Annotated in this window: 20 protein-coding genes; 9 read left to right on the top strand and 11 right to left on the bottom strand. The window is 75.2% G+C overall.

The window, feature by feature from the left end; translation table 11 throughout:
• Positions 1 to 465: 465 nt before the first annotated feature.
• Positions 466 to 1,533 carry an NUDIX domain-containing protein gene (locus ACWGB8_RS10675; protein WP_452212269.1) on the top strand — a complete coding sequence of 356 codons (1,068 nt, stop codon included), beginning with the start codon at positions 466 to 468 and terminating at the stop codon, positions 1,531 to 1,533.
• Between the two features lie 42 nt (positions 1,534 to 1,575).
• A complete protein-coding gene (locus tag ACWGB8_RS10670; protein WP_452212267.1) occupies positions 1,576 to 2,493 on the top strand; it encodes a DUF4184 family protein in 918 nt (305 codons plus the stop codon).
• On the opposite strand, the gene ACWGB8_RS10665 is transcribed toward ACWGB8_RS10670, so the two are convergent.
• The gene (locus tag ACWGB8_RS10665) at positions 2,469 to 3,836 is read right to left on the bottom strand and encodes a M20/M25/M40 family metallo-hydrolase (RefSeq protein ID WP_452212265.1); all 1,368 of its coding nucleotides are present in this window, start codon (positions 3,834 to 3,836) and stop codon (positions 2,469 to 2,471) included. The two genes, ACWGB8_RS10670 and ACWGB8_RS10665, sit on opposite strands and share 25 nt — an antisense overlap.
• A gap of 340 nt (positions 3,837 to 4,176) precedes the next feature.
• Here ACWGB8_RS10665 and ACWGB8_RS10660 point away from each other — a divergent pair, with 340 nt between their 5' ends.
• Positions 4,177 to 5,448, top strand: a complete 1,272-nt coding sequence (locus ACWGB8_RS10660) for a geranylgeranyl reductase family protein (RefSeq protein WP_452212283.1) — start codon at positions 4,177 to 4,179, stop codon at positions 5,446 to 5,448.
• Positions 5,449 to 5,560: 112 nt separating this feature from the next.
• Here the strand turns inward: ACWGB8_RS10660 and ACWGB8_RS10655 are convergent, their stop codons facing one another.
• Both ACWGB8_RS10655 and ACWGB8_RS10650 read right to left on the bottom strand, forming a co-directional pair.
• Entirely contained in the window at positions 5,561 to 7,864 is a 2,304-nt protein-coding gene (locus ACWGB8_RS10655) for a glycosyl hydrolase family 18 protein (RefSeq protein WP_452212263.1), read from the bottom strand.
• A 288-nt stretch (positions 7,865 to 8,152) separates the two neighbouring features.
• Positions 8,153 to 9,148 (bottom strand): ArsR/SmtB family transcription factor, encoded by a 996-nt coding sequence (locus tag ACWGB8_RS10650; protein ID WP_452212261.1) that lies wholly within the window; start codon positions 9,146 to 9,148, stop codon positions 8,153 to 8,155.
• A gap of 89 nt (positions 9,149 to 9,237) precedes the next feature.
• Between ACWGB8_RS10650 and ACWGB8_RS10645 the strand changes: the two genes are divergently transcribed.
• Positions 9,238 to 10,518: an MFS transporter gene (locus ACWGB8_RS10645; RefSeq protein ID WP_452212260.1), complete on the top strand. Its 1,281-nt coding sequence runs from the start codon at positions 9,238 to 9,240 to the stop codon at positions 10,516 to 10,518.
• Positions 10,519 to 10,574: 56 nt separating this feature from the next.
• Here ACWGB8_RS10645 and ACWGB8_RS10640 read toward each other — a convergent pair whose 3' ends face one another.
• Entirely contained in the window at positions 10,575 to 11,006 is a 432-nt protein-coding gene (locus tag ACWGB8_RS10640; RefSeq protein WP_452212258.1) for a RidA family protein, read from the bottom strand.
• A 177-nt stretch (positions 11,007 to 11,183) separates the two neighbouring features.
• Positions 11,184 to 11,981, bottom strand: a complete 798-nt coding sequence (locus ACWGB8_RS10635) for an ATP-grasp domain-containing protein (RefSeq protein ID WP_452212256.1) — start codon at positions 11,979 to 11,981, stop codon at positions 11,184 to 11,186.
• A 189-nt stretch (positions 11,982 to 12,170) separates the two neighbouring features.
• Here ACWGB8_RS10635 and ACWGB8_RS10630 point away from each other — a divergent pair, with 189 nt between their 5' ends.
• Positions 12,171 to 12,944: an enoyl-CoA hydratase family protein gene (locus tag ACWGB8_RS10630; protein WP_452212254.1), complete on the top strand. Its 774-nt coding sequence runs from the start codon at positions 12,171 to 12,173 to the stop codon at positions 12,942 to 12,944.
• A gap of 191 nt (positions 12,945 to 13,135) precedes the next feature.
• Here ACWGB8_RS10630 and ACWGB8_RS10625 read toward each other — a convergent pair whose 3' ends face one another.
• On the bottom strand, positions 13,136 to 13,927 hold the full coding sequence (locus ACWGB8_RS10625; protein ID WP_452212253.1) for a maleylpyruvate isomerase family mycothiol-dependent enzyme: 792 nt from the start codon (positions 13,925 to 13,927) through the stop codon (positions 13,136 to 13,138).
• A gap of 89 nt (positions 13,928 to 14,016) precedes the next feature.
• On the opposite strand from ACWGB8_RS10625, the gene ACWGB8_RS10620 reads away from it, so the two are divergent.
• Positions 14,017 to 14,802 (top strand): acyltransferase, encoded by a 786-nt coding sequence (locus ACWGB8_RS10620; RefSeq protein ID WP_452212251.1) that lies wholly within the window; start codon positions 14,017 to 14,019, stop codon positions 14,800 to 14,802.
• 78 nt (positions 14,803 to 14,880) lie between these two features.
• On the opposite strand, the gene ACWGB8_RS10615 is transcribed toward ACWGB8_RS10620, so the two are convergent.
• Positions 14,881 to 15,477: a HutD/Ves family protein gene (locus ACWGB8_RS10615; RefSeq protein WP_452212249.1), complete on the bottom strand. Its 597-nt coding sequence runs from the start codon at positions 15,475 to 15,477 to the stop codon at positions 14,881 to 14,883.
• 246 nt (positions 15,478 to 15,723) lie between these two features.
• On the opposite strand from ACWGB8_RS10615, the gene ACWGB8_RS10610 reads away from it, so the two are divergent.
• The 3 genes from ACWGB8_RS10610 to ACWGB8_RS10600 all read left to right on the top strand — a co-directional run bounded on the left by ACWGB8_RS10610 (position 15,724) and on the right by ACWGB8_RS10600 (position 18,917).
• Positions 15,724 to 16,902, top strand: a complete 1,179-nt coding sequence (locus ACWGB8_RS10610; RefSeq protein ID WP_452212281.1) for an ROK family protein — start codon at positions 15,724 to 15,726, stop codon at positions 16,900 to 16,902.
• Positions 16,903 to 17,077: 175 nt separating this feature from the next.
• Positions 17,078 to 18,223, top strand: coding sequence for a PLP-dependent cysteine synthase family protein (locus ACWGB8_RS10605; RefSeq protein ID WP_452212248.1), 1,146 nt, complete (start codon positions 17,078 to 17,080; stop codon positions 18,221 to 18,223).
• A 103-nt stretch (positions 18,224 to 18,326) separates the two neighbouring features.
• A complete protein-coding gene (locus ACWGB8_RS10600) occupies positions 18,327 to 18,917 on the top strand; it encodes a TetR/AcrR family transcriptional regulator (RefSeq protein WP_452212246.1) in 591 nt (196 codons plus the stop codon).
• A gap of 38 nt (positions 18,918 to 18,955) precedes the next feature.
• On the opposite strand, the gene ACWGB8_RS10595 is transcribed toward ACWGB8_RS10600, so the two are convergent.
• The 4 genes from ACWGB8_RS10595 to mscL all read right to left on the bottom strand — a co-directional run bounded on the left by ACWGB8_RS10595 (position 18,956) and on the right by mscL (position 24,615).
• Positions 18,956 to 21,445: a right-handed parallel beta-helix repeat-containing protein gene (locus tag ACWGB8_RS10595; RefSeq protein WP_452212245.1), complete on the bottom strand. Its 2,490-nt coding sequence runs from the start codon at positions 21,443 to 21,445 to the stop codon at positions 18,956 to 18,958.
• Between the two features lie 327 nt (positions 21,446 to 21,772).
• A complete protein-coding gene (locus tag ACWGB8_RS10590; protein WP_452212243.1) occupies positions 21,773 to 22,654 on the bottom strand; it encodes an MOSC domain-containing protein in 882 nt (293 codons plus the stop codon).
• A 314-nt stretch (positions 22,655 to 22,968) separates the two neighbouring features.
• Positions 22,969 to 23,802, bottom strand: a complete 834-nt coding sequence (locus ACWGB8_RS10585; RefSeq protein ID WP_452212241.1) for a DUF6643 family protein — start codon at positions 23,800 to 23,802, stop codon at positions 22,969 to 22,971.
• A gap of 369 nt (positions 23,803 to 24,171) precedes the next feature.
• Entirely contained in the window at positions 24,172 to 24,615 is a 444-nt protein-coding gene (mscL, locus tag ACWGB8_RS10580; RefSeq protein ID WP_452212239.1) for a large conductance mechanosensitive channel protein MscL, read from the bottom strand.
• Positions 24,616 to 24,669 lie beyond the last annotated feature (54 nt).

Below are 24,669 nucleotides of genomic sequence, written 5' to 3'. Positions count from 1 at the left end.
TTATATGAGCGTGGGTGGGGGTGGGGGGGGTGTTGCGGGGTGGTGCGGTGTGGCTGGGACCCCCTCGCCCCGGCACGGGGGGGGGGCCCGCCCCCCCCCCGCAGAGGGGGTGGTGGTGAGGGATGATCATGTAGGCCGACCGGTCTGCTGGGTGTGGGTGTGCGCGCGTGTGCGCGCCGGTGGTTATGCAGACCGGTCTACATGGAGCCTGCGCCCCTGTTCACGAATATGCAGACCGGTCTACCGCTCAGAACCCCCGCCAAGCACCGCCCGACCCGCCCGTGCACATGGCCTGCGACCTGGGCACATGCCGGTGTCACGGGCGACGCGACAGGGGGCGCGCGGGGCTGTCAGGGAGGCATGGGGACCGGCGCGGCGGGGGTACCACCACGGGTGGCGCCGACCGGGCTGACGGCGGCGCCGCCCGGTGCGTGGGGCATCGGGGGAGCGAAGGCAGGGGGCGTTGTGATCGTCTGGATCAATGGCACGTTCGGCGCGGGGAAGACCAGCGCGTGCCGCGAACTGGTGGAACTGCTGCCGGGAAGTCTGCTGTTCGACCCCGAGCAGGTCGGGTCCGGTCTGCGTCGGATGCTGCCGGCCGAGCGGCTGGCGGCGGTCTCCGACGTCCAGGACCTGCCGGCCTGGCGCCGTCTGGTGCCCGAGGTGGCCGCGGCGCTGCTCACCGAGGTGCCCGGCCCGCTGGTGGTGCCGATGACGCTGCTCAGAGAGGACTACCGGGACGAGATCTTCGGGGCGCTGGCCTCGCACGGCATCGTGGTGCACCACCTCGTCCTCGACCCCGGAGAAACGATCCTGCGCGCGCGGATCGCCCAGCGCGAGGAGTACGCGGGCGATCCCGAGCGCAGTGCCGGGGTCCGTCGGCAGTGCCTGGAGCACCTGCCGCGCTACCGGGCCGCCCGTCGCTGGCTCGGCCGCGACGCCCGGCTGCTCGACACCGGCGGGCTGACTCCCCGGCAGACCGCCGTCCGGATCGCCGAGCTGGTCCGGGACGGTACGGCGCGCTGCCCGATCGTCCAGTCGCCCGACCCGACCGGGGACACCGTGGCCGCCGCCGTGCTGCTCTTCGACGAGCAGGACCGCGTGCTGCTCGTCGACCCGGTGTACAAGCCGGACTGGGAGTTCCCCGGTGGTGTCGTCGAACGCGGTGAGGCGCCCACCGACGCCGCGCTCCGCGAGACCGCCGAGGAGCTCGGCCTGCGCCTCGAACCGGCCGCCCTGCGGCTGCTCGCCGTCGACTGGGAGCCGCGCACCGGCCCGCGCCGGGGCGGCCTGCGGCTGATGTACGACGGCGGCCTGCTCGACGCGAAGGGCCGCCAGTCGCTGCGGCTGCAGCAGGAGGAGTTGCGCGGCTGGCGGTTCGTCACCCTCGACGAGGCGGCCGGACTGCTGCCCCCGGGCCGGCTGCGCCGTCTCGCGGCAGCGCTGGACGCCCGGCGCCGCGGCGAGCTGCGCTACCTGGAGGCGGGCCGTCCCGCGGCCGAGGGGCTCACCCGGGCGGCCGATGCGGCCTGATCGGGGCCGGTCCGCGGGGCGCGGGGGCGGCAGGATGGGGTCATGCCGTTCACCCTGAGCCACCCCGCCGCCGTGCTGCCCCTGCTGCGGTCGGCCGGTGCGCGCGGGCCGCTGGTCGCCTCGGCCCTGGTGGCCGGGTCGCTGGCGCCCGACGTGCCGTACTTCGCCGAGTCCCTGCTGCCCGGGGTGTACCGGCACGGCGGGGCGACCCACCGGTGGTGGGGGGTGCCGACGGTGGACGTGGCGCTGGCGGGTGCCCTGGTGGCGGGGTGGCACGGGCTGCTGCGCGGTCCGCTGGTCGCCCTGCTGCCCGACCGCTGGGCGGGTCCGGCCGAGGCGCTGACCGCGCGGTACCCCCGGACGCCGTTCGCGCCCTCCGCCGGGAGCGGCCCGGACGGCCGCTCCGTCACCGGGCCGTTCGGCAGCGCCGGTACCGGGCGGGAGCGGCTGCGGGCTGCCGGCTGGTTCGCGGCCTCGGCCGCCGTGGGGGCCGCCACCCACGTCGGCTGGGACGCCTTCACCCACGAGGGGCGCCTCGGCTCCCGACTGCTGCCGGTGCTGGAGCGGGAGGTCGCGGGGGTGCCGCTGTACGACGGGCTGCAGTACGGGAGTTCGCTGCTCGGCCTCGGGGTGCTCGGCGCCCACGCGGTGCGGGAGCTGCGGGCGCGCCGTCCGGGCCGTCCGGCGGTGGTGCTCCCGCGGTCCGCCCGCCGGGCCGCCGTGGCGGTGCTGGGTGCGGCGACGGCGGCCGGGGCGGTGCACCGGGTGAGCCCGTTGCGGCGCGGGCTCGTGCCGGAGCTGTGCTTCGGAGCCGGTGCGGGCCTGGCGGTGGGCGCCGCCGGGTACGCGCTCGCCGTCCGCCTGCTGAGCGGCGGACGGCGCGGTGGGCCGGGCGGCCCCGCGGTCAGGTCGGCCGCGGGGCCGCGGCCGCGGGCTCAGGCCCGGCGGAGTTCCGCGTAGCGGCGCAGGAACAGCGCCTCGGTCAGGGCCATCCGCTCCAGCTCCTGCGGGTCGACGCTCTCGTTGACGGCGTGGATCTGGGTGGTCGGCTCCTCGACGCCGATCAGCACGATCTCGGCCTGCGGGTAGAGCGTGCGCAGCGTGTTGCAGAGCGGGATCGAGCCGCCCTCGCCCGAGGCGACCATCGCGGTGCCGAACGCCTCCTGCATGGCCTCGCCCATCGCCTCGTACGCGGGGCCGGTGGTGTCGGCGAGGAACGCCTCGCCGCCGTTGTGCCGCTCGATCCGCACCCGGGCGCCGAACGGGACGTGCGCCTCCAGGTGGGTGACCAGGGCGTCCTGGGCCTCCTTGCTGCCGGTGCCCGGCGGCACCCGCAGGCTGACCAGCGCCTTGGCGGAGGCCTGGACGGAGGAGGTGGCGCCGATCACCGGCGGGGCGTCGATGCCGAGGACGGTGACGGCGGGGCGGGCCCAGACGCGGTCCGCCACGGTGCCGGTGCCGGTCAGTTCGACCCCGTCGAGGACCTTGGCGTCGGCCCGGAACTGCTCCTCGGAGTACTGCACGCCGGGCCAGGTCTGGTCGGCCGTCAGGCCCGCCACGGCGACGTCGCCGTGCTCGTCGTGGAGCGAGGCGAGCACCTTGACGAGGGCCTGCAGGGCGTCCGGGGCCGCGCCGCCGAAGGCCCCGGAGTGCAGGTTGCCGGCCAGGGTGGTGACGGTGACCTCGACGACGGTCATGCCGCGCAGCGAGGCGGTGACGGTGGGCAGGCCGGGGGCGAAGTTGCCGGTGTCGCCGATGACGATGGCGTCGGCGGCGAGCAGTTCGGGGTGGGCCTCGGCGTAGCGCTCCAGGCCGCCGGTGCCCTGCTCCTCCGAGCCCTCGACGATGATCTTCAGTCCGACGGGGTACGCGCCCCCGTACACCTGGCGGAGCGCCCGCAGGGCGGTCAGGTGCATCAGGACGTTGCCCTTGCAGTCGGCGGCGCCGCGCCCGTACCAGCGGCCGTCGCGCTCGGTCAGCTCGAAGGCGGGGCTCTGCCAGGCGTCCTCGTCGAGCGGCGGCTGCACGTCGTAGTGCGAGTAGAGCAGGACGGTGGGGGCGCCCTCGGGGCCGGGGAGCTCGCCGTAGACGGACTGGGTGCCGTCGGGGGTGTCGAGCAGCCGAACGCCGGTGAGGCCCTCGGCGGCGAAGGTGTCGGCGACCCAGCGGGCGGCCTTGCGGCACTCCTCGACGGGGAACTGGCGCGGGTCCGCGACGGAGGGGAAGGCGACCAGCTCGGCGAGGTCCGTCCGGGCACGGTCCATCAGGGACCGGACGGCGTCGGCGAGGGGCTGCTGTGGCATCGGGTTCTGCTCCGGGGGCCGGGTCCGGTCGGGGGGTGGTCGGCCGGACGGAGGACGGGGTGCTGACGATCATAGGTCGCACGGAAACGGACGTCCGGGTATTCGGTCAGGAGTTCGGGGTGGTGCGGAGGTTCGGGGGCGGTGCGGACGCATAGGATTGCTGGTCGTGACTGACTCCGGTAGCCCCGAACCCAGCAACCCGTTCGACCCGGAAGCGCCCGCCGCGGAGGCGCAGGCCCCGGCCGCACCGGCCCCGGACGAACCCGACCCCGACGTGCCGGCCCCGGTCGGCACCGAACCAGCCGGCACGGAACCCGCCGGCACGGAACCCGCCGGTACGGTGCCCGCCGGCGCGGAGCCCGCCGGCGCGGAGCCGAGCGGCGCGGAGCCGAGCGGTACGGAACCCGCCGGCGCGGTCCCGGTCGGCCACGGCGAGCCGCTCGACGGTGTCTGGGACGTCGTCGTGGTCGGCGCCGGGCCGGCCGGGTCCTCGGCCGCCCACGCCGCCGCCTCGCAGGGCCGGCGGGTCCTGCTGCTCGACAAGGCCGAGCACCCCCGCTACAAGACCTGCGGCGGCGGCATCATCGGCTTCTCCCGCGACAGCCTGCCGCCCGGCTTCCGGCTGCCGCTGCAGGACCGCATCCACGCCGTCACCTTCGCCCACAACGGCCGGTTCACCCGCACCCGGCGCTCCAAGCGGATGCTGTTCGGCCTGGTCAACCGCGACGAGTTCGACCTGCGCCTGGCGCAGGCCGCCAAGCAGGCCGGGGCGGTGCTGGTGACCGGGGTGACCGTCACCGGGGTGGAGCAGCGCGGCGGCGACCACCGGACGGCGGTCGTCACCGCCTCCGACGGCCGCACCTTCGAGGCGCGCGCCGTGGTCGGCGCGGACGGCAGCGCGAGCCGGATCGGCCGACACGTCGGGGTCGCGTTCGACCAGATCGACCTCGGGCTGGAGGCGGAGATCCCCGTCCCGGCGGAGGTCGCGGCCGACTGGGCGGGCCGGATCCACCTCGACTGGGGCCCGCTGCCGGGCAGTTACGGCTGGGTGTTCCCGAAGACCGAGTCCAGCAGTCTGACCGTCGGCGTCATCTCGGCGCGCGGCGACGGCGAGCGCACCAAGCAGTACCTGGCCGACTACATTCGCCGGCTGGGCCTGTCCGGCTTCCCGCCGAGCATCGAGTCCGGCCACCTGACCCGCTGCCGCACCGAGGACTCGCCGCTCTCGCGCGGGCGGGTCCTGGTGGCGGGCGACGCCGCCGGGCTGCTGGAGCCGTGGACCCGCGAGGGCATCTCGTACGCGCTGCGCTCCGGCCGGCTGGCCGGCGAGTGGGCGGTCAAGGTCGCCGAGGCCGGTACCGCGGCCGAGGTGCGGCGCGAGGCGCTGAACTTCGCCTTCGCCATCAAGGCCGGGCTGGGCGTGGAGATGCGCGCGGGCAAGCAGATGCTGGCGGCCTTCGAGCGGCGTCCGCACCTGTTCCACGCGGCGGTCTGCCTGATCGACCCGGCGTGGCGGGCCTTCGCGCGTACCACCCAGGGGCACACCACCTTCGCCGAGGTGCTGCGCGACCACCGCGCCGCCCGCCGCCTCTCGGCGATCGCCTCGCGCTAGGCACTCCGGCCGGAGGGCCCTGCCGAGACCCCCTTCAGGGGGGGCCGGCAGGGCCCGTGGTCGGTGCCGTCCGCCGGTGCGGGACGACGAGGGGCCGCCGGGCCGGGGGCGGCTACCTGAGGCCGGTGTCGAGGGCGGTCATCAGGGTGCCGGTCGGGGTGTCGCCGGTCATCTCCCAGATCATCGCGCCCAGCAGGTTCCGGGACTTCAGATAGGCGGTCTTGCGGGCGATCGACCAGGGGTCGTCGAAGGTCCACCACTGGCCGCCGGGACCGGTGTAGCCGTAGGTGGCGACGGACTGGGCGTCGTGGTGGATCGTCAGGTCGGGGAAGGCGGTCATCAGGTTGTGGTACCCGCGGGTGCCCGCCTCCTCGGCGAACTGCCCGGGGGCGGCCCCGGTCGCCGACTGCCACTCGCCGGCGGCCCCGCCGTCCGCGACGCCCTGCCAGCCGCGTCCGTAGAACGGGAAGCCGATGGTGAGCTTGCGCGGGTTGACGCCGGCGTCGAGGTAGGCCTGTACGGCGGCGTCGGTGCTGAAGTGGAACGGGTACGGGTCCTGGGCGTCCGCGTACAGGTTGGCCTGGTGGCCGGCCCGGTTGGGTTCCCAGGAGTTGTCGCTGCCCGCGCCGTGGAAGTCGTAGCCCTGGATGTTGGCGATGTCCAGGTGGTCGAAGATCTTCGCGAGGTCCCAGCCCTGGTCGATCTTGACCGGGTCGGCCGGGGTGAAGGCCGTCAGCAGCCTGTGGCTGCCGCCCAGTTCGTCCAGCTGCTTGCGGAACTCGGCGAGCAGCAGGGTGTTGTTGGCCTTGTCGGCGGTGCTCCAGTGGTTCCCGGCGTGGCCGTCGGGGGAGCCGGGCCACTCCCAGTCGAGGTCGATGCCGTCGAAGATGCCGGCCGCGACGCCCTCCCCGCCCGCGCCGTTGTAGAGCGGGAGGTTGCCGCGGAGGTAGATGTCGAGGCAGGACTTCACGAACTTCTTGCGGGAGGCGTCGGTGGCGGCGACGTCCGAGAAGTACTTCGAGTAGGTCCAGCCGCCGAGCGAGATGACGATCTTCAGGTGCGGGTACTTGGCCTTGAGCTTCTTCAACTGGTTGAAGTTGCCGCGCAGTTTGGCCCAGCCGTCGTCGGCCACCCCGTCCACGGACTGGGCGGCGCTCATCGGGCGGGCGTAGTCGGCGTCGGCGTCGCCGGCCCCGGTGCCCTGGTCCGGGTCCTGCGGGTTCGCGGTGGTGCCCTTGGTGACGCCCTGGAGGCAGGTCAGGTTGACCGGGTCGATGTTGGCGAAGGCGTAGTTGATCACGTCGAGCTTGGCCGCGCTGCCCGAGGTGTCGAGGTTCTTCACGAAGTACTGGCGGCCGTAGATGCCCCACTGGGTGAAGTAGCCGACCCGGGCGTACTTCCCGGCGCCGACCAGGTCGGCGGTGGTGACGGCGAGCGGCGCGGAGGGCGGGGAGGCGTTGTCGGCGGCGTCCCGGGCGCGGACGGTGAAGGTGTACGCGGTGGCCGGGGAGAGGCCGGTGACGGTGGCGGCCAGGGTGCTGCCGCCGACCGTGCGGACCAGCGTGCCGCCCCGGTAGACGTCGTACGCGGCGACCCGCTGGTTGTCGGTGGCGGCGTTCCAGGCGAGTGACACCTCGGAGGAGGTGACGGCGGTGGTGCGCAGGCCGCCCGGGGCGGTGGGCGGGACGGGGTCGGTGGCCGGGTCGACGGTGGCGGCCGTGACGGGCGCGCTCGCCGGGCCGGTGTTGCCGCGGGTGTCCTTGGCGCGCACGGCCAGCGTGTACGTCCGGGCGGGGGTGAGGCCGGTGACCAGCGCCTCGGTGGTGGTGGCGGTCGCCAGGACGGTGGCGCCGTCCAGGACGTCGTACGAGGCGACCGGGAAGTCCCCGCCGGTGGCGGCCGGCCAGCGCAGCGCCAGGCTGTGCGCGGTGGCGTCGGTGACCGTCGGGGTGCCCGGTGCGGAGGGCAGGACGTCCGGGCTGCCGTCGCACTTGTCGCCGTTGACCCGGCAGCCGGTGGGGGCGGCGATCGGACCGCTGGCGACGAACCAGAAGCTGTAGGGCTCGGTGGTGCCGTTGGCGGGCACGGTGGCGTTGTAGAAGGCGTTCTTCACCGTGACCCGGCGGCCGGAGACGGTGGCCTCGCCGTTGTAGGTGCCGGCGAGGGTCACCCCGGCCGGCAGCTCGAACTCCAGGGTCCAGCCGGTGGTGGCGGTGGGGTTGGCGTTGCGGACGACGTACGTGCCCTTCCACCAGGAGCCGTTGTCGGCGGTGGTGAAGGCGGCGGTGAGCCGTCCGGCGGCGTGCGCGGGGGCGGCCAGCGCGGTGAGCGCGGCCAGGGGCAGCAGCAGTGCGGTGAGCAGCGCGAGCAGTCGGCTGCGCGCGCGTGGGCGGTGGGCCCGGGTCCGTGCAGGCATGGCTCTCCCTGTGGCTGTGGGGGTCGGACAGGGTGGCGCAGGGACCTGGCGCTGAACACTCGGGGTCGCGGACGGGTGGAGTCGCGAACGGTGGGGGTCGCGAACGGTCGGGGTCGCGGACGGGGAGGGCCGGAGTCGGGTGCGGCCCGGCTCGGCCCGGTGGTGGACGTGCGGTGCCCGGCCGGTGGGGAGACCGGGGCATGGGCACTGTAGGAGGACTGGACCAATGCGTCAACAGGTCTGTACCAGTGGGGAGTTGAAGGCGGCCGTCGACCGCCGACCGGAGGTTCAGGAGCGCCGGGGCCCGCCGGTCAGCTCGTCGCCCAGCGGGCTGCGGCTGTACAGCACCGAACGCCCGTGCCGGGCCCGGGTCACCAGCCCGGTCGCATGCAGCACGGCGAGGTGCTGGCTGACCGCGCCAGGGGTCACTCCGAGCCGGAACGCCAGCTCGGTGGTCGAGGCCGGTTCGGCGAGCAGCGCCAGCAGTCGGGCCTTGGGCGCGCCGAGCAGCTCCTCGAGGGCCCGCGGCGTCACCGGACGGGCCGGGGCGCCGGCCATCCCGCCCTGCCCGCGCGCCGGGTAACTGATCTGCGGCGCCCGGTCGTTGCTGATCATCGTGATCGCGCCGCGGGCGAAGAAGGTCGGAGCGAGCACCAGCCCGCGGCCGTCCACCACGACGTCCCGGTCCCGGTCCGTCCAGCGCCGGTTGATCGACAGCACGCCGTCCTCCCAGCGCAGCCGGTGGTCGAGGTCGGAGAACAACGCCGCCGCCCCCTGCTGCGCCAGCACCCGGGCCCGGTACACCAGGTCGGCCTCCAGCACCGCCCGCGCCTGCGGCCACCAGCGCGGGGCCAGGCACTCCTCCCAGTACTCCTCCAGCGAGTCGGCGATCCGGGCCAGCAGCCGTTCCGGATCCGCGAGCCCGGCCTCCAGCGCGGCCGGCAGCGGCTCACCGTGCGGCAGGAAGGTCTGCTCCAGCTCGCCCCGCAGGTGCTCCGGGGGCAGCGAGCGGACGATCGCCAGCTCGGCCCGGAAGTCCGGCGCGGGCGAGTTCGGGCGGGGCGTCAGGAAGTCCGGCACCCAGCGGTTGGCGGCGATCAGCGAGCGCAGCAGCCGGGTGTCGAGCCGCTCGAAGGACGGCCGCAGCCGCTCGAAGGCACCCGACTGAAGGGTGTAGAAGCCCGGGTGCGTCCACATCCGCAGGCTGAGCGCGGCCTCCTGGATCGGCGAGTACGCGAAGGACATCGCGGCGAGGTCGGTCAGCCCCAGCATGAAGCGGTGCACCGGCGCCCTCCCCCTCGTGCTCGCCGCAACCTTTCAGGCAGAGCCTAAATCAGTACGGCCCGGCAGCCCCCGGCGGTGTGATCATCAGCGTGACCTCCTCACCGGCGGCCCTGTCCGCCCCTTCCCCCCGCCCGCGCCCGCCGCGCTTCGCCCGCTTCCTCGACCCCGACCCGACGCTCCGCCGCCTCGCGGCGATCACCCTCGTCAACACCGTGGGCAGCGGCCTGATGCTGGCCGTCTCGGTGCTGTACTTCACCCGGGTGCTCGGGCTCGGCGCCGCCCAGCTCGGCATCGGCCTGACCGCGGCCGGCCTCTGCGGGGTGGCCGCCAGCGTGCCCGCCGGGCGGGCCGCCGACCGCTGGGGCGCCAAGCCGGTGCTGGTGGTGCTGGTCGCCGCCAACGCCCTCGGCACCGCCGGGTACGTCCTGGTGCGCGGCTACCCGGCCTTCCTCCTGCTGGCCTGCCTGGCCACCGCCGTCGACCGCGGCTCCTCCGCCGTCCGCAACGCGCTCTACGCCGAGGCGCTGCCGGCCGAGCGCCGGGTCGCGGGCCGTGCGTACCTGCGGGTGGTGACCAACGTCGGGATGTGCCTCGGCACCGCGGCCGGGGCGCTCGCCCTGCACGTCGACACCCGGCCCGCCTACGTGACGGCCATCCTGCTGGACGCGCTCTCCTTCGCCGTCGTCGCGGTGATGTACGCCCGGATCCCGGTCGCGGTGCCGACCGCCCCGCCCGCGGGGAGGACCGCCGCGGGCGGGCGGCGGCGCGAACCCAACCCGGCCCTGCGGGACGGCCCGTTCCTGGTGGTGACGGTGCTGAACGGGCTGCTCGGCCTGCAGTTCTCCGTCCTGGAGATCGGCGTGCCGCTCTGGATCGTCCAGGAGACCGAGGCGCCGCGGACGACGGTCGCCGCAACCCTGGTCGTCAACACCGTGCTGGTGATCGCCCTGCAGGTCCGGGTCGCCCGGGGCACCGACGACCCGGTCCGGGCCGCCCGGATCTGCGGGCGGGCCGGACTCCTGCTCGGCGTCTCCTGCGCGGTCCTGGCCCTGGCCCACGGGCTGCCGCCGCTGCTTGCGGCGGCCGTGGTGCTCGGCGGCGTGGCCCTGCAGGCGCTCGGCGAGGTGCTCAGCCAGGCCGCCTGCTGGGCGCTCAGCTACGACCTGGCGGGCGAGCGCGCACACGGGGCCTATCAGGGCGTCTTCAACGCGGGCACCTCCGCGGGCCTGATGGCAGGCCCGGCGGTGGTGACCCTCGCGGTGATCGGCCACGGCACGGTCGGCTGGCTCGCCCTCGGCGCCGTCCTGGCGGGCTCGGGACTGGCGATGGGACCGGCCGTCCGCTGGGCCCGCGCCCGCGCGGCGGACTGAGCGGACCGGGCCCGCCGCCCCATCCGCGGGGACGGGGCAGCGGGCGGGCCCGGGGGTCAGGCCGGACGGCCGTCGGGCACCACCGCGTACGCCTCGATCTCCATCAGCAGCTCCGGCTTGAACAGTCCGGACACCTGCACCGCGGTGCTCGCCGGCGGCCGGACCCCGGCGAGGAAGCGGTCGCGGACCTCGCGCACCTCCACCAGATGGGCGAGATCGGTCAGGAAGTAGCCGAACTTCACCACGTCCGCGAAGTCCGCACCGGCCGCGGCCAGGCAGCGGCGCAGGTTCTCGAAGACCTGCTCCGCCTGGGCCCGCGCATCGCCCGCGCCGACCACCGCGCCCTGCTCGTCGAGCGCGACCTGGCCGGAGACCACCACCAGCCGGCCGGTACCGGTGACGACCTGGGTGTAGCCGGTGGCGGGGGCGACGCCGGCCGGCTCGGGGATGTGGGTGACGTGGGCGGCGGCGGAGCTCTCATCGATCATGGCGCCATCCTGGCAAAGCCGTCGGCCGCCGCACCACCGGGTTACGCGGGAAGCCCGGGTGCCCGGAGGCACGGGTCGGTGCTGCGCCGGAGCCGTCGTCCGGTGCCGCCCCCGCCCGGTCCCTGCGCCGGAACCGCCGCCCGCGCCCTGCCGCCCCCGCCGTCCGGGGCTGCGCCGCTACCGCCGGACGAAGGGCAGGGCGCGGCAGAACCGCCGGTCCGCCTCGGCCAGCCGGTCGGCCGGCGCGGCGCCGCGCAGGACCACGTCCAGGACGGCGTCCGGATCGCAGGCGTACCCGCCCGCCGCCCACGCCGTGTTGGCCTCCACCACGCACCACGAGCCGTCGTCCAGCATCCCCACGTCCACCACCACGGCGCTCGGCAGCGAGCGGGCGAAGGAGGACAGCACCTCCGCGGCGAAGCCCAGGGCCTGCTCCCGGTACGGGTCCTCGTCCAGCGGGGCGATGCTCAGCGCGCCGTCCAGCAGGTAGCGCGAACCGGTCCGCACCGCGCCGTCCAGCACGAACAGCCGGTACTCGCGGCGGAACACCACCACCTCGCTGACCAGCACCAGCATGTCGTCGTCCAGGGCGTCCGGCCCGGGCAGCCCCGAGCCGTCCGGGTATATCCGGGCCGGGAACAGCTTGTCCGCCGGGGGCTTGCAGAAGGCCGGCCGCCGCAGCGTGCGGGCCTCGGACAGCGGCAGCAGCCGCACCGGGCGCCGGACCAGCTCGGACGGCAGCGACACCAGCCAGTCGGCGGGCGGCGCCAGCAGGGCCAGACCCAGCTCCCGCCCGACGGCGTCGCCGAACAGCGGGCCGCCGTAGATGTGCACGGACGAGCCGATCAGCTCCTCGGGCGCGCGCCAGGCCGTCGCGGTCTGCGCGCGCAGGCCCCGGCGCCGGGCGGCGGATGCCAGCTGCAGGCCCGTCTCGTTGATGCGGGGAGCGAGCAGCAGAACGCGGTCGGTGGTCATGGAGAGGATCGTCGCCCGGCGGCGGACCCCGGGGCCAGCGGTTTTCCGGGCAAGCTGTGACGCGCGTCCGGCAGGTCGGCTCTGGCCGTCGGGCCGGTGCGCATGTCAGAGTCGTCCGGGCGCCGACCCGGAACGCGCACCGGCGCCCGGCAATCCGACCCACCCTCAGCCGGAAAGCAGGCCGCACCGATGACCCGCGAAGTGCCCTTCGTCCGCGTCACCACCGCCGACGCCGTCACCACGCTCGAACTCGACTCGCCGCACAACCGCAACGCCCTCTCCACCCGCCTGATGGCCGAGCTGACCGCGGGCCTGGCGGCAGCGGCGGCGGACCCGGCGGTCCGGGCGATCGTGCTCGGCCACACCGGCAAGGTGTTCTGCGCGGGCGCGGACCTCTCCGAGGCCACCGGCGCCGACCCCACCGTCGGGCCGCGCGGACTGGTCGACCTCCAGCGGGCCGTCGTCGACTGCGCCAAGCCCGTCATCGCCGTCATCGACGGCCACGTCCGGGCCGGCGGCCTCGGCCTGGTCGGCGCGGCCGACCTCGCGATCGCCGGACCCGCCGCCACCTTCGCCTTCACCGAGGTCCGCCTCGGCCTGGCACCGGCCGTCATCTCGCTCCCGCTGCGCCCCAAGCTGGACCCGCGCGCCGCCTCCCGCTACTACCTCACCGGCGAGACCTTCGACGCCGCCGAGGCCGCCCGGATCGGCCTGATCACCGAGGCCACCGGCTCCGCCGAGGAGACCGCGACGGTGCTGAAGTCGCTGCTGGACGCCCTCCGGCTGGGCTCGCCGCAGGGCCTGGCCAACTCCAAGCGGCTGGCGAACGCCGCGGTGGTGCGCTCCTTCGAGCAGGACGCCGACGAGCTGGTCGCACTGTCGGCGCGACTGTTCGGCTCCGAGGAGGCGCAGGAGGGGATGCGGTCGTTCCTGGAGCGCCGCCCGCCGCGCTGGGCGCAGTGAGCACCGGAACCGCACGCCGGGCCGCCGGGCCGGGCGCACCGTGAGCCTCCGTTCGGACCGTCGCGCCGCGCCGTGAGCACCGGGCCCGGCCGCCCGGCCGGGCCCGTCACGGGCGCTGCCCCGGGCCGCCGCGCTGCGTCGTGGGCGCCGCGCGGCGGCCGGGGGTGTCGGCGTATCGGGGGCACCGGGGCTCAGCCGGAGCGGATGACCGCCCGCTCGCGCCAGAGGTCCAGCAGGGTCAGGTCGCCGCTCGCGTCGGCGGCCTCGATCGGGCGGCGGTTCCAGAGCAGGAGGTAGAGGTCGTGGGCCGAGCCGGTCAGGACGAGATCCGCGGCTTCATCCGTGAGGGTGACGGTCACCGGGTCCTGGCTGATCGTCACCCGCCAGGAGGACGGTAGGCCCTCGGGCCGCTCCGCGTCCGTCGCCCGGACGAGCACGGTGCGCGGCTCCGGGCTGCGCAGCCGGCCCTGCGGACGGACCAGGAAACCGCGCAGCAGTTCGTCGATGCCGTCGAGCGCGACCTCGGCGGTGACCCGCGGCCCGTCCACCCCCGCCGCCGCCTCGGCGTCGAAGCGGTGCACGGCGGTCTCGTGCAGTTGGCGGCGGGCCCAGAAGGCGACCGGGGACGGGGCCGGGAGGAAGCTCCAGCAGTCCAGTTCGGCCGGCGCCTTCTCCAGCGCGAGCGACAGGTCCGCGTGTCCCTCGCGGAACCAGTCGACCAGCGCGGCGTCCGACGGCTCCGGCCCCCAGGCGGCCAGCTGTCCGGCCTGGTCCAGGGGCGAACGGTGCCCGTGCACCAGGTAGGAGGTCGCCCAGCGATGCACCTTGCCGGTGTGCACGACCAGGTCGCGCAGTTCCCAACCCGGGCAGCCGGGTACGGGTGCGGCGAGGTCGGCAGCCGCGGCGGCGTCCGCGAGGAGGGCCCCTTCGCGGCGGAGCGCTCCGATGCGCTCGGTGAGGTCCATGGCACGAGTAATGTCCATGGCACGAGTGTGGCAGGACGGCGCAACCGTGCTGTGACCTTGGTCGCCTCGCCGACCGGCCCTCTCCTACGGGCCGGTAACGTGATCGCATGCCGAAGACCCGTTCGCCCCGCTCCTCCGCCGCCCCGCGCGCCGGCACCGCCGTGCGCGACCGCGGGCGGCGTGCCCTGGGCCGGCTGGTCCACCGGGTCTGGCAGTGGGTGCAGCGGGCCGGCGCGGTGAGCAACCGCAACCCCGGGCCGTACCGCTTCGGCGAGTTGGGCGACGGGACCAAGCTCGCCTTCCCGCTCGGCGCGGTCTTCAACGAGCAGTGGATCACCATCGGCCCGTTCTCGATCATCGGCGAACGCGTCACCATCAGCGCCGGCTTCCTGCCAGGCCTCGACCTCGGACCGGAACCGATCGTGCGGATCGGCGGCGGGTGCGTGATCGGCCGGGACAGCCACATCGTGGGCCACCAGTCGATCGTCCTCGGCGACGACGTCTGGACCGGACCGGGCGTCTACATCTCCGACCAGGCCCACGAGTACCGCGACACCGACCTGCCGATCGGCAAGCAGTGGCCGCGCAACGAACCCGTCGAGATCGGCTCCGGCAGCTGGATAGGCACCGGCGCGGTGATCCTCCCCGGCGCCCGGCTCGGCCGCAACGTCGTCGTCGCCGCAGGGTCGGTGGTCCGCGGCGCCGTCCCCGACCACAGCGTGGTGGCCGGCGCACCCGCCCGGGTCGTCCGCAACTGGACGGCCGAGGACGGCTGGCAGCCCCCGCTGCGCCACGACCCGCCGGCGCCGCTGCCGGAGGGCATCACGGCGGAGCAACTGCGGGCGCTCGCCGGGTGGGACCTGCGGCTGCCGGGGGAGTCGGCCGCGACCTGAGGGCGCGCGGCGCGGGGCTACGGGCTGCCGGGGGCGACGGGGCGCGGGGGCGACAGGGTGCCGGTACGGCCGGCGGGCTCAGGTGCGGGCGAGGGTGACGACGGCGGTGGTGCCGTCGACCTCGACCAGGCGGGCGTCGGCGGTGAGCAGCCCGGCGTCGTGGCGGTCCAGCCGGACGGGCTGTGCGGCGCGGCCGACCGGTGCCCGCTGTACGAGCACGGCCGTACCGGCGAGGCAGACCAGCAGCAGCGAACCGCCGGGCGGGGCGGCGAGGTCGCCCGGGGCGGTGGCGAACCCGACGGAGGCGGTGGTCCCGCCGCCGTGGCGGGTCATCACGTTGAGGGCGGTGGCCGGTCCGTCGAGGAGCCGGCCGGCGGTGGCGGCGCCGCCGGGGAAGGCGAGCGGCCGGTACGGGGCGGCCACCCGGTGCTCCACGCCGTCGACGGTGAGGACCACCCCGGCGCCCCCGACCAGGGTGAAGATCCGGTCGATGCCGGGGAGGGCGGAGAACGGCCCGTCCGCGGCGATCTCCGCGAGACTGACCCGCCAGTCGGAGTCCGCGGGGCCCGCTCCCGCGGGACTGGCCGCGACCTCGCGGGTCACCCCACCGCCGTTCAGCCACGGGGTCGCCGGGCGCTCGCTCGCGCGCAGTGGGTGGATCTGCCCTGCCGTCATGCGGCGATCCTCGCACGGCGCCGCGCGGCGGCCGGCGCCCCGGGGTGCACGGAGGCCGCAGGGTGCTGCGAGACTGATGGGGCCCGGCGCAGCCCCGGGGGTGGACGCCAATTTCGTTCATGAGCGGTACAAAGTGAGAATGGGTCCGTGCAGCTCACACCTCCCAGCCCGAAGCCAGGCGCGGACGCCGACTCCGACGCGCAGCGCGACGCCCACCGCCGGGCGGCCCCCGACCGCGGCCGGACGCTGCTCGGGCCGGCCCTCCACCTGATCCACACCGGGCAGGCCCCGACCCGGTCCGCGCTCACCCGGGCGCTGGACGTCACCCGGGCCACCGCCGGCGCGGTCACCGGGGAACTGGAGGCGCTCGGGCTGATCAGCGTCGACTCACGGCCCGCCGGCGGTGGGCGCGGCCGACCGTCGCACCGCCTGGCGATCGACCCGCAGGGCCCGGTGGTCGTCGCCGGGCAGATCCACGCCGACGGCCTGAGCGTCACCCTGGCCGGCCTCGGCGGACTGCTGGAACCACCCGTCCACCTGCCGCTGCCCGCCAGGACCGACCCGGTGCGGATGCTGCGCGCGGTTGCCCAGGCCGGGGCGGAACTGGCCCGCAACTCCAGCCGCCGCTGCCTCGGCGCCGCGCTCGCCCTGCCCAACCCGGTCACCGAACCGGACGGCACCGCGCTCGCCGCCCTGCAGTTCGCCTGGCCCAGCGGCACGCCGGTCGCGGACCTGTACGACGTCGAGGTCGGCCGCGCCGACCACGGCCCGCTCGCCCTGGACCCGCTGCCCACCTCCGTCGCCAACGACGCCAACCTGGCCGCGCTCGCCGAGTACCGGCACGGCGCAGGCCGCGGCGCCCGGCACCTGCTGCTGGTCACCTCCGGCCACCGCGGCGTCGGCGGGGCGCTGGTCATCGACGGCAGGCTGCACACCGGCAGCGCCGGGCTCGCCCTGGAGGTCGGCCACCTCACCGTCGACCCGCAGGGCCGGCCCTGCCAGTGCGGCAACCGGGGCTGCCTCAACGCCGAGACCGACCCGGACGCGCTGTTCGCCGCCGCCGGACTCACCCCCGACGACGACCGCCCGCTGCTCGACCAGGCCCGCGAACTGTGCCGCTCGGCCGTGCTCGACCCGCGCGCCAGGGCCGCCGTGGAGCACGTCATCGAGCGCCTCGGCCTCGGCCTGGCCGGGGTGGCCAACATCCTCAACCCGGACCGGGTGGTGCTCAGCGGCCTCCACCTCGACCTGCTGGAGGCCGCGCCGGACCGGCTGCGCGCCGTGGTCGCGGAGCGGAGCCTGTGGGGGCGCAGCGGCCGGGTGCCGATCGTCGGCGCCGGGCTGGAGCACGGCGGGCTGGTCGGCGCGGCGGAGCTGGCCTGGCGGCCGTACCTGGCGGACCCGCAGTCGGTGCCGGTGCCCTGACCCGGTCGGGACCGGTCGTCGGGGTCGTGGACGGGGGTCGGCGAGCGGGAGCGGTGGTCGGGGCCGGTGGATAAGCGGAAGCTGGGGCTTCGAAAACCGTCACTTATCGTGACTCTCGTACACTCGTTGTAAGCGAGTGGGCCCGGTACACGGGCCCGAACGAGGAGAACGAGCCATGGCAACCCAGACGACCGCAGCCCACCGGGCCGTTACGGCCACCGCCGAGCCGACCGTCGACGTGGACCGCTCCGACGCGGACTACCGCGACTGGCTCAAGGAGGCCGTGCGCAAGGTGCAGGCGGACGCCAACCGCTCCGCCGACACCCACCTGCTGCGCTTCCCGCTCCCCGCCGACTGGGGCATCGACCTCTACCTCAAGGACGAGTCCACCCACCCGACCGGCAGCCTCAAGCACCGCCTCGCCCGCTCGCTCTTCCTGTACGGGCTCTGCAACGGCTGGATCCGCCCCGGCAAGCCCGTCATCGAGGCCTCCAGTGGTTCGACGGCCGTCTCCGAGGCGTACTTCGCGCAGCTCATCGGGGTGCCGTTCATCGCGGTGATGGCGAAGAGCACCAGCCAGGCCAAGATCGACCTGATCGAGTTCCACGGCGGCGAGTGCCACCTCGTCGACCGCTCCGACGAGGTCTACGCCGCCTCGGCCAGGCTCGCCGAGGAGACCGGCGGGCACTACATGGACCAGTTCACCTACGCCGAGCGGGCCACCGACTGGCGCGGCAACAACAACATCGCCGAATCCGTCTTCGCCCAGCTGCGCCTGGAGCCGCACCCCGAGCCGGCCTGGATCGTCGCCACGGCCGGGACGGGCGGCACCTCCGCGACCTTCGCCCGGTACGTGCACTACATGCAGTACGACACCCGGATCTGCGTCGCGGACCCGGAGAACTCCTGTTTCTTCGACGGCTGGGTCAACCACGACCCGGACTCCGTCTGCGACAGCGGCTCGCGGATCGAGGGCATCGGCCGCCCGCGGATGGAGCCGAGCTTCGTGCCGGGCGCCGTGGACCGGATGATGAAGGTGCCGGACGCCGCCTCGATCGCCGCCGTCCGGGTACTGGAGGGGGTGCTCGGACGCAAGGCCGGGGCGTCCACCGGGACGGGGCTGTGGAGCGCGCTGCGGATCGTCGGCGAGATGCGGGCGGCAGGGGAACGCGGCAGCGTGGTCACCCTGATATGCGACCCGGGCGACCGCTACCTCGACAAGTACTACTCGGACGACTGGCTGGCCGGCGAGCGGATCGACATCGAGCCGTACCGCGCGCAGCTGGAGGAGTTCCTCGCGGGCGGGGCGCGGCTGAGCTGACGGTGGGCGGCGCGCGGCCGGGCTGACGGTGCACGGCCGGGCTGATGGCGGGCGGCACAGGTTTGGTCATTGCTCCATCGGCTAGCGTCGCTAGAATCGCCCCATGTCCATTCACCAGCGCCGCGAGCGCGAGCGCGCCGAGCGCCACCAGCTGATCATCCGCACGGCCCGCGAACTCGCCGAGGCGGAGGGCTGGGACGCCGTCACCACCCGCCGGCTGGCCGAGCGGATCGAGTACAGCCAGCCCGTCCTGTACAGCCACTTCGCCGGCAAGGACGCCATCGTCGCGGCCGTCGCGCTGGAGGGCTTCTCCGCCATCGCCGTTCACCTGCGCGCCGCCCAGGTCGGCGTCGAGGACCCGGTCGAGGCGTTCGCGGCGATGGCGCGGGCGTACACCGAGTTCGCGTACGCCAACCCGGCGCTGTACGACGCGATGTTCACCATGGCCGTGGACCTGCAGTTCGCCGGCGACGCGACCCCAGCGCCGCTCCGGGAGGCGTTCGGTGAACTCGCGGACGTCACCGGGCGGGTGGCGGGCGGCCGGGACCCGGAGGTCTTCACCGAGACCACCTGGGCCGCCCTGCACGGCCTGGTCACCCTGACCCGCGCGGGTCGGCTGCGCGCCGGTCAGGAGCAGCACCGGCTCGGCCTGCTGATCGACAGCCTGCTCGGCAGCGCACCGGTGCAGGGCTGACGGCCGACCCGGCGGCCGATCGGCCCCGGCCGCGGGCCTCAGGCCGTCCGCACGCCCGGGAGGTCGGCGGGGACGAGTAGTTGGAGCTCCTCCGTCGACGGGTCGGCCAGTTGCGCGACCCGCATGGCGTGGCGTTCGACCATGGTCTCGAAGACCTGGCGCGCCGTGCGCCCGTTGCCGAAGTTTGGGCCGCGCTCCAGCGCCGCGAAGTGGCCGAGCAGCGCGGTCTCGGCGTCCTCGGTGAGGGCGTACTCGTGCTCGGCGCACTGGGAGCGGGCGATCTCCAGCAGCTCGTCGGCGGAGTAGTCGGGGAAGGCGACGGTGCGCGAGAAGCGGGAGGAGACCCCGGGGTTGGCGGAGAGGAAGCGTTCCATCTCGGCGGTGTAGCCGGCGACGATCACCACCACTTCGTCGCGGTGGTCCTCCATCAGCTTGACCAGGGTGTCGATGGCCTCCCGGCCGAAGTCGCGGGCGCCGTCCTCGGGCGCGAGCGCGTACGCCTCGTCGATGAAGAGCACGCCGCCGCGCGCCCGGTCGAAGGCGGCGGCGGTGCGGATGGCGGTGGAGCCGATGTGCTCGCCGACCAGGTCGACCCGGGCGACCTCGACCAGGTGCCCGCGCTGCAGGACGCCGAGCGAGGCGAGGATCTCGCCGTAGAGGCGGGCGACCGTGGTCTTGCCGGTGCCGGGGGCGCCGGTGAAGACCAGGTGGCGGCGGAGCGAGGGAGCCTTCAGCCCGGCCTGCCGGCGCCGCCGTCCGACCGAGATCAGGTCGATCAGGGTGCGGACCTCCTGCTTGACGGTGGCCAGGCCGACCAGGGAGTCGAGTTCGGCGAGGGCCTCGTCGGCGGGCCGGCAGTCCGGGATCGGGTTGATCACGGCGGGGGCGACGAGCGGTGCCGAGGAACTGGTCAGCCGTGCCGTCCTCGGCGCGGGCAGCTCGGCCGGCGCGCCCGGGAGCGCTCCCGACCCCGCCGACCCCGGGAACCCCGCCGACCCCGGGAACCCCGCCGGCGCCGCGTACCCCGAGGGCGCCGAGGCCGACGGTGCGGCCGGTGCCACGTCGTCCGAGGTGCACTGCTCGACCACCGGACCGGGTTCGGAGAACTCGAAGCCCGCCCGCCCGTTCTGCTCGGCCCGGCAGCGGGTCAGCACCGTGCGGCAGCCGTCGATGATGTGGAAGCCGAAGCCCTTGCCGTGCGAGACCCGGCAGTCCTCGAAGGTGCCGCGGCCCTGGGCGGAGACGTACACCCCGGCGTCGGTGCCCGCCCGCACGGTGCACTCGCGCAGCACCGGGTCGGCGCCCTTGGTGACGATCACGCCGGTGCCGACGTCCGCGATCTCGCAGCCGGTCAGCAGCCCGCCGCTGCCGTGGTCGCGGAACCAGAGGCCGGTGCCCGCCTCCTGCACCCGGCAGCCGGTCAGGGTGACCCCGGCGCCGCCGCTGACCGACACCGCGGAGCTGCGGATCCGGCTGAACGAGCAGTCCACCGCGGTGGCGGAGGAGTCCCGGTCGAGGACGAACAGGGCGTCCGGCAGGTCGTGCAGCGAGCAGTCGGTGAGGCTGAGCCGGGCGCCGTCGCTGACCCAGAGCGCCGGGTACTCGCCGCTGGAGCCGTGGATCTGGCAGCCCTCGGCGCTGGCCTCGGTGCCCTGGTCCCAGACCGAGAGCGCGCCGCGCCCGAAGTCCCGGACGGTGCTGGCGGTGAGGCTGAGCCGGGAGCGCCCGCGCAGGTCGGCGCCGTTCTCCGGCAGGTCGTGGATGCGGCAGCCGGTCAGCTCCAGCTCGGCCTGGCCGTCCAGGGTGACGCCGTTGCCGGTGACCCGGTGGATCGCGCAGTCGGTGAGCCGTCCGACGGCCTGGGCGTCGGCCTGCACGCCGCTGCCGCGGATCTCGTAGATCTCGCAGTTGACCAGTTCGGCGGCGCTGCCCGGGTCGCTGAGCAGTACCCCGGCGCCGGCCGCGTGGTGCACGCGGCAGCGCTCCAGGGCGGCGGTGGCGCCGGCCAGCACGGCGATTCCGGCCTGCCCGGCGGCGGTCACCTCGCAGTCCTCGAAGGCCGCGGCGGTGTCCTCGCCGCGCAGCCGCAGGCCGAGTCCGGCCGGGTTGGCGACGACGCAGCCGCGCAGCGCGGCCCGGGCGCCGCCGCCGACCTCGACGCCGCTCGCCGAGCGGGTCTCCACCCGGCAGCCGGACAGCGTCGGCGTGGCGGCGGACCCGGTGATGAGGACGGCCGGCACCGAGCTGTCGCTGCCCTCGATCACGAGGTCCCGCACGGTGGCCGCGGCGGTCACCGTCAGCGGCACCCCGGACGGCGGGTCGATCCGGACGGTGCCGGGGCCCTGGGCGGGGACGAGGGTGACCGGCTTGTCCAGCAGGACGTTCTCGCGGAACGTGCCGGGCCGCACCGTGACGGTGTCGCCGGGTTCGGCGGCGGCCAGGGCCTCCGCGAGCGTGTCGTACTCGCCGGCCCGCCGGCGCCAGCGGGAAGCGCTGTCCTGGGTGACCCTGACCCTGTGCTCAGCCATGACGGTCTGCCATCCCCACCTTCATCGAGCCGGCGAACGCCGGTCCGTACGCGCCGGGCGCGCGGACCGCCCGCCCACCGTAGCGCGCCCGTCCGGGTGAACCGGCCGCTCGGGGCCGGACCCGGTCGACGGGCGGTTCCGCGACCGCCGCCGCCGCGGTGCTCCGTCGGCGGAGCCCCGCGGCCCCGCGGGGTCGGGAGCGCTGTTCCGCAACCGTGTCAACGAGTGTGCAGGTTTTCGGTTCCGGCGGGCCGGGGTGCCCCGAGGGCCCGCCGCCGGCCCCCGGTCCGGGAGCTCTCCCGGACCGGGCCGCCTCCCGGCCCCGGGTCACACCAGGGCGTTCTCCGGCCAGTGCGCGCCCGCCTCCAGCACCTCGACCTCGTCACCGAGCCGCAGCGTCCCGTACACGTCGCCCGCCACCCCGGCCGGCCGCTCGGGGATCAGGTTCTGCCCGAACGACGCCTTCTTCAGCAGCCGGTGGTGCCGGGCCAGGCTGCGCAGCGGCTCGGGGCCGCGCCGCTCGCCGCTCTCCTGGTCGGTGGTGGTGACCACGCAGCGACCGCAGGGCTTGACCACCCGGAAGGTCAGGTCGCCGATCCGGATCCGGCGCCAGGTGTCCTCGATCCACGGTTCGGTGCCGTCGACCACGACGTTCGGGCGGAAGCGCTCCATCGGCAGCTGCTCGTGGCCGTCCGGGTGCTCGGCGGCGATCAGCTCGTTCAGCCGGGCCAGCGAACCGGTGGTGGTGAGCAGCAGCGGGAAGCCGTCCGCCATCGACACGGTGTCGCCGGGGTCGGAGAAGCCCGGGTCGATCGGACGGGCCCGCGGGTCGTCCAGGTGCACCAGCCGGTAGTCGCCGAGCTGCTCGGCGATCCAGACCTGGGCCTCCTTGGCCGCCTCGGCGGCGGCGAAGCGGGTGTTCCACACCTCGACCTCGGCGAGCGGGTCGTGCCGGGCCACCGAGGGGGCCGGGACCTCGATCCGGGCACCGCCCGGGGTGGTGAGTAGCAGCGCGCCGTCCTCGGTGAGCCCGGCACGGACCTGGCCGAGGGCCGGGTCGTCGCGCTGGCTGACGAAGCGTCCGCCCGCGTCGACCAGCATCCACCGCCGGTCGCCGGCCAGGCCCCAGGGCTCGACCCGGGCGTCGGCGGGGCTGAGGCGGTACATCGACTTGACGGGGTAGACGTGCAGTCCGGTCAGCAGTGGCATTCCCCCATCCTGCCAGCACCGTTCGCCGCCGCGCACACCCCGGGGCGCCCCGCCCGCGGAGCGCCTGCGCGCGCCGTATGCGCACGGACCGCCCGGGCGCCGCAAGGCGCGCCGGGCGGTCCGTGGATGACCTGTTCTCCGTTCGCCCGGCGCGCGTCGGTGGGCGCCGGGTGGTACTTCGGGTGTTTCAGGTGGTGCTCAGGTGGTGCTTGTGCGTGCGCACGCGGCACCGGGTGGTGCCGGCCGGACGCTGTCGGGGCCGTGCCGGTCCGCGGGGGGTCGGTGCGGTACGGCCGGACGGTGTCCGGGAAGGCTCAGTAGCCCTGCGCCTGCGACTGGTAGCCGCCGTGCTGGTACTGGCCGTCGCCGTACCCGCCCGGGCGCTGCGGCTGCATCGGGCGGACCGGCGCGACCGGGCCGACGGCCGGGCGCAGCTGCGCACCGCCGAAGCCCTGCTCGCCCTGCCCCGCGAAGCCCTGGCCGCCGCCCTGGCTCTGGAAGCCCGGCGAGGTGAAGGACTGCTGCCCGCCGAAGGACTGTTGCCCGAACGACGGGGTCGGTGCGGGCAGCGCGGGCGCCGGGAGCGCGGGGGCGGCGAAGGGCTGCCCGCCGGCCTGCTGCGCGCCGAAGCTCTGCGGTCCGCCCTGGCCGGCGCCGACGAAGGTGTTCTGCCCGCCGAAGCTCTGGCCGCCCGAGGGCTGGTACCCGCCGGTGGCCGCCTGGGTGAACCCGGGGGCGGGCTGCTGCGGGCGCTGGCCGGGCAGGTACGGCTGGGCGCCGCCGTAGCCGGGGACGGGCGGCTGGGGCGCGGCGGCGTACGCCGGCGCGGACTGCGCCGGAAGGTACGCGGTGGCCGGGCCGGCCGAGGGGCCGCTGCTCGGCCCGGGGCCGAGGGCGAGGCGGGCGGGCGGCAGCGCGGGGAGGTTGCTGCCGGGGGTGTCGTACCCGCTGCCGTACCGGCTCTCGTAGGACGGGCCGAGACCCGATCCGTAGCCGGAGGACATCGCCGGGGGCAGGGCCGCCGGCACGTTGATGGGTGCGATCTGGGGGACACCGCGTTCTGCGACGAGGCTGTCGTAGATGGGCGTGCCGGAGGAGAAAGACGGAGAGGGGTAGCCGACTCCGTCGTAGGAGCGGGGCGAGGTCATGGGGCATACGGTAAGCCCACAATGCGCCTGCTGAGGAGAGTGGGAGGGCGGGCAGTTCGAGTGTTTACACAGTCTTCGCTCGCGCAAAGGGCTCGAAAGTAGGAAGAACCGACATTTCGGCGTCGACTTCCGGCCATCTCGAAGGGGGCCCCGGTCCTCGAACGGCACCCGGACGAACCCCGCGCCGCACCGGGCCCGAGGACCCCGGAGCCCTTGGTGGGAGCGGCCGAAGTCACCCCCTTCGTGGGGGGCGTGCCCCGGCGCATTCGAGCCCCCGCCGGTGCACCGGCGGAGGCTCGTGAATGTTTCGCGGATAAAGATCACGTCAGCGCAGGTCAGACCCCTCGGCGGAGGCCCGGCGGGACGGCCTCAGCGGCTCGTCAGGGCCTGCGCGGGGAAGCCCGGCCGGCCGGCCACCTCGGAGGTGCAGAACGAGCAGCGGACGGCGGCGGCCGGGATCGGGCTCAGGCACTCCGGGCAGTCCGCCTTGGCGACCGGCGCGGGCTTGCCGCTGTCGAACTTCGACTGCAGCCTGCCGACCGGCACCACCACGGCGAAGTAGATCACCGCGGCCACCATGACGAAGCTGATCGCGGCGTTCACGAAGACGCCGTACGGGAAGCGGGTGCCGGCGACCTCGAAGGTCTTCTGGGTGAAGTCGCCGACCGCGCCGGTGGCGACACCGATGAGCGGGGTCAGGAAGGCCGTGACGAACCCGGTGACGACGGCGGTGAAGGCGGCGCCGATGACGATACCGACCGCCAGGTCCACCACGTTTCCGCGCAGCAGGAAGCTGCGGAATCCCTTGAACACCGGGGGAACTCCAAATCAGTCGGGAGCGGTTGAGGAGAAGACGGGGGTGGGCCG

The organism is Kitasatospora sp. NPDC054939 (assembly GCF_053610105.1).
The sequence above is the reverse complement of the archived record's forward strand: the minus strand, read 5'-3'. Positions and strand labels throughout refer to the sequence as shown.